Source organism: Roseovarius halophilus (ex Wu et al. 2025) (assembly GCF_047086965.1).
Map to the genome: position 1 here is coordinate 1 of NZ_JBKOTX010000352.1, position 3,438 is coordinate 3,438.

Annotated in this window: 4 protein-coding genes and 2 pseudogenes; 1 reads left to right on the plus strand and 5 read right to left on the minus strand. The window is 68.9% G+C overall.

Annotated elements, in window-relative coordinates:
• From ACH107_RS31200 to ACH107_RS31220, 5 genes and pseudogenes are all read right to left on the minus strand, one after another.
• Positions 1–152, minus strand: a pseudogene (locus ACH107_RS31200) (molybdopterin molybdenumtransferase MoeA); the annotation flags it as partial.
• Entirely contained in the window at positions 149–625 is a 477-nt protein-coding gene (gene moaC / locus ACH107_RS31205; protein ID WP_412509546.1) for a cyclic pyranopterin monophosphate synthase MoaC, read from the minus strand. The gene moaC and the pseudogene ACH107_RS31200, both read right to left, overlap by 4 nt.
• A 2-nt stretch (positions 626–627) precedes the next feature.
• Positions 628–1,446 carry an indole-3-glycerol phosphate synthase TrpC gene (gene trpC, locus ACH107_RS31210; protein ID WP_412509547.1) on the minus strand — a complete coding sequence of 273 codons (819 nt, stop codon included), beginning with the start codon at positions 1,444–1,446 and terminating at the stop codon, positions 628–630.
• Positions 1,443–2,465: an anthranilate phosphoribosyltransferase gene (gene trpD, locus ACH107_RS31215; RefSeq protein WP_412509548.1), complete on the minus strand. Its 1,023-nt coding sequence runs from the start codon at positions 2,463–2,465 to the stop codon at positions 1,443–1,445. The genes trpC and trpD overlap by 4 nt, the downstream gene beginning before the upstream one ends.
• Entirely contained in the window at positions 2,462–3,043 is a 582-nt protein-coding gene (locus tag ACH107_RS31220; RefSeq protein ID WP_412509549.1) for an anthranilate synthase component II, read from the minus strand. The genes trpD and ACH107_RS31220 overlap by 4 nt, the downstream gene beginning before the upstream one ends.
• A gap of 138 nt (positions 3,044–3,181) precedes the next feature.
• On the opposite strand from ACH107_RS31220, the pseudogene ACH107_RS31225 reads away from it, so the two are divergent.
• Positions 3,182–3,438 (plus strand): annotated as a pseudogene (locus ACH107_RS31225) (hypothetical protein); the annotation flags it as partial.

The following is a 3,438-nucleotide window of genomic DNA, read 5'->3' on the forward strand; positions in this document are numbered from 1 at the left end:
ATCGCGGAGGCGGCGAAAGGCGGCTGGTCGCGGCGCGCCACGGCATCCTCGGCCAGCACGCGGCCCGCCGCATCGGCCAGCGCGACGGTTTCGGCCGGCAGCGGGGCAACCAGCGCGAACAGATGGTCAAGAGCCGCCTCGACCGAGATCATGTCGCCTCGTAACGGCCGGATTTCCCGCCGTCCTTCAGCAGCACGCGGATGCCGCCGATCTCCATCGCCTTGTCCACGGCCTTGACCATGTCATAGACGGTCAGCGCCGCGGTGCTGGCTGCCGTCAGCGCCTCCATCTCCACGCCGGTGCGGCCGGTCGTCTTGACCGTGGCCTCGATGCGCACACCGGGCAGGTCCGGGTCGAGCGTGAGGTCGACCGACACCTTGCTGACGGGCAGGGGATGACACAGCGGGATCAGTTCCGGTGTCTTCTTGGCGCCCATGATGCCGGCAAGGCGCGCCACGGACAGCACGTCGCCCTTCTCGGCCCGGCCTTCGGAGACGATATCGAAGGTGTCGCGCGCCATCCTGACATGCCCTGCGGCGGTTGCCACACGCGCGGTTTCTGCCTTGTCCGAGACATCGACCATGTGGGCATGCCCGTCACTGTCGAAATGACTGAGACCGGCCACCGTCACAGGCCCCCCGGGGCCGTCAGCGGCTGCGCCAGCAGGTCGCGCGTGGCCTGCGCCACGTCGTCTGCGCGCATCAGGGTTTCCCCGATCAGGAAACAGCGGGCGCCGTACATGGCGATTTCCGCGAGTTCCTTGGGCGATGTCAGGCCGCTTTCGCATACGATCACGCGGTCGGGTGGCACGAACTTGGACAATTGCCGCGTGGTGTCGAGGCTTGTCTCGAAGGTGTGCAGGTCGCGGTTGTTGATCCCGATCAGGGTCGAGTCGAGTTTTTCCGCGCGCTCGAGCTCGTCGCGGTCATGCACCTCGATGAGCGCATCCATGCCCCATGCCTGCGCGGCGTCCTCCAGCTCCTTGGCCTGCGCGTCACTTACGCTGGCCATGATGACGAGGATGCAATCGGCGCCCCATGCCCGTGCCTCGGCGACCTGGTAGGGGTCGTACATGAAATCCTTGCGCAGGACGGGCAGGTCGCAGGCCTCGCGCGCGGCGGTGAGGTAGTCGGGCGCGCCCCGGAAGCTGGGCGCGTCCGTCAGAACCGAAAGGCAGGCCGCGCCGCCCTCGGCATAGGCGCGGGCAAGCGCCGCCGGGTCGAAATCCTCCCGGATGAGCCCCTTGGACGGGCTGGCCTTCTTGATCTCGGCGATGAGCCCGTATCCCTGCTTGCTTGCCTGCAGCAGGGCCTCGGCGAACGGCCGGACGGGCGGCGCGTTCTGGGCGTCGGCGTTGACCTCCTCGAGCGGTTTCGCGGCCTTGGCCGCCTCGATCTCCTCAAGCTTGTAGGACTTGATCTTTTGCAGGATGGTCGGCGTGTTCATGCGGCCTCCGATGTGACCCTGGCCAATTTCTCGACACGGGCCTGCGCGGCGCCGCTGTCGATGCTTTCGCGGGCGATCGCCACGCCCTCTTTCAGGTCGCCGGCCTTGCCCGCGATCACCAGCGCGGCGGCGGCGTTCAGCAGCACGGCATCGCGATACGCGCCCGGCGCCCCGGCCAGAAGCGCGCGGAAGGCCGCGCCGTTCTCCTCGGGGGTGCCGCCGAGGATGTCCTCGAACGGGTGGACGGGCAGGCCGAAATCCTCGGGGTGGAGCTCGGTTTCGTGGATCGTGCCGTCCTCTTCCAGCGCGGCGACCCAGCTCGGGCCGGTGATTGTCATCTCGTCGGTCCCGTCCGAGCCGTGCACGAGCCAGGCACGTTCCGATCCGAGCCGGCCCAGGGTTTCGGCCATCGGGCGGATCAGGTTCCGGGCGAAGGCGCCGGTGAGCTGACGCTTGACCCCGGCCGGGTTGGTCAGCGGTCCGAGGATGTTGAAGATGGTGCGCGTGCCCAGTTCCGTGCGCACGGGGCCCACATGGGCCATCGCCGGGTGATGCATGGGCGCCATCATGAAGGCGATACCCGCTTCGACCAGCGCCTTTTCGACCAGCGCGGCGCCGATCATCACGGTCACGCCCATCTGTCCGAGCGCGTCGGCGGCGCCGGACCGGGAGCTGAGGTTGCGGTTGCCGTGCTTGGCCACCGGCACGCCGGCGCCGGCCACGACGACGGCCGCCGCGGTGGAGATGTTGAGCGTTCCCTTGCCGTCCCCGCCGGTGCCCACGATGTCCATGGCGCCCTCGGGCGCGCGCACCTTGTGGCACTTGGCGCGCATCACGGCGGCCGCGGCGGCGTATTCATCCACCGTTTCGCCGCGCGTGCGCAGCGCCATCAGGAAGCCGCCGGTCTGGGCCGGGGTCGCCTCGCCCTCGAACAGCGTTTCGAAGGCCGTTTCGGCCTCGGCGCGGGTCAGCGCGCGGTCGGCGGCCGTACCGATCAGCGGCCTGAGGTCATCGCTCATGCCGGCACCTTCATCACGTCGAGGAAGTTCTGCAACAGCGCGTGTCCGTGTTGCGAGGCGATGGATTCGGGGTGGAACTGCACGCCGTGAATCGGCAACTCGCGGTGTTGCAGCCCCATGATCGTGCCGTCCGGCAGTTCGGCCGTGATTTCAAGCGCGTCGGGAAGGCTGTCGCGCTCGACGACCAGCGAATGATAGCGCGTCGCCTCGAAGGGCGAGGGCAGGCCGGCGAACACGCCCGTGCCCCGATGATGTACCTCGCCCATCTTGCCGTGCACGATGTCGCTGTGGCGTATCACCCGCCCGCCGAAGGCCTGCCCGATCGTCTGGTGCCCGAGGCAGACCCCCAGCAGCGGGATCCCGGCCGCGGCGGCGGCCTGCGTCAGCGCAAGGCAGATACCCGCCCTGTCGGGGTCGCACGGGCCCGGCGAAAGCAGGATCCCGGCCGGTTTCATTGCCATGGCCTGTTGGACGTCGAGCGCGTCATTGCGCCTGACGGCCACCTCGGCGCCCAGTTCGCCCACGTAGTGGACGAGGTTGTAGGTGAAACTGTCGTAGTTGTCGATCAAGAGCAGCATCTTGCCAGTCCTCGGATCATGGCGGGTCATTTCCGGGGTGGAGGCCCGGCGCGGGGTCGGGGTATACTTGTTCAGGCTTGCACGGCAGCGTCAAGGGGCGCAGAGTCGCCCAAAAGGCAAATCACGGGGGCAGACGCAGTGATACGGGGATTTTTCGGCGGATTGGTGGCCGGCACTGTGGTGTCCGGGCTGGCGCTCGGGACGGCCTCCGTCATCGCGACGGGGTTGGCCCTCAAGGCGCCGCCGGACGCGACCCCGCTGGACGTGCCGCCCGGATCGGAGTTCAACCAGTCGCGCGAGGACAGGGCGGCGCGGTTGCCCGAGCCCGAGGACAGCCCCGATGCCGCCAGCGCGCCGCGCGTGGACCCGCCCGCGCCGGATGACCTCGCCGGGGT

Excerpts from the sequence above, each read along its gene's own strand:
- ACH107_RS31220 (WP_412509549.1), bottom strand. The coding sequence starts at position 3,043 with ATGCTGCTCTTGATCGACAACTACGACAGTTTCACCTACAACCTCGTC.
- trpC (WP_412509547.1), bottom strand. The coding sequence starts at position 1,446 with ATGAACACGCCGACCATCCTGCAAAAGATCAAGTCCTACAAGCTTGAG.
- trpD (WP_412509548.1), bottom strand. The coding sequence starts at position 2,465 with ATGAGCGATGACCTCAGGCCGCTGATCGGTACGGCCGCCGACCGCGCG.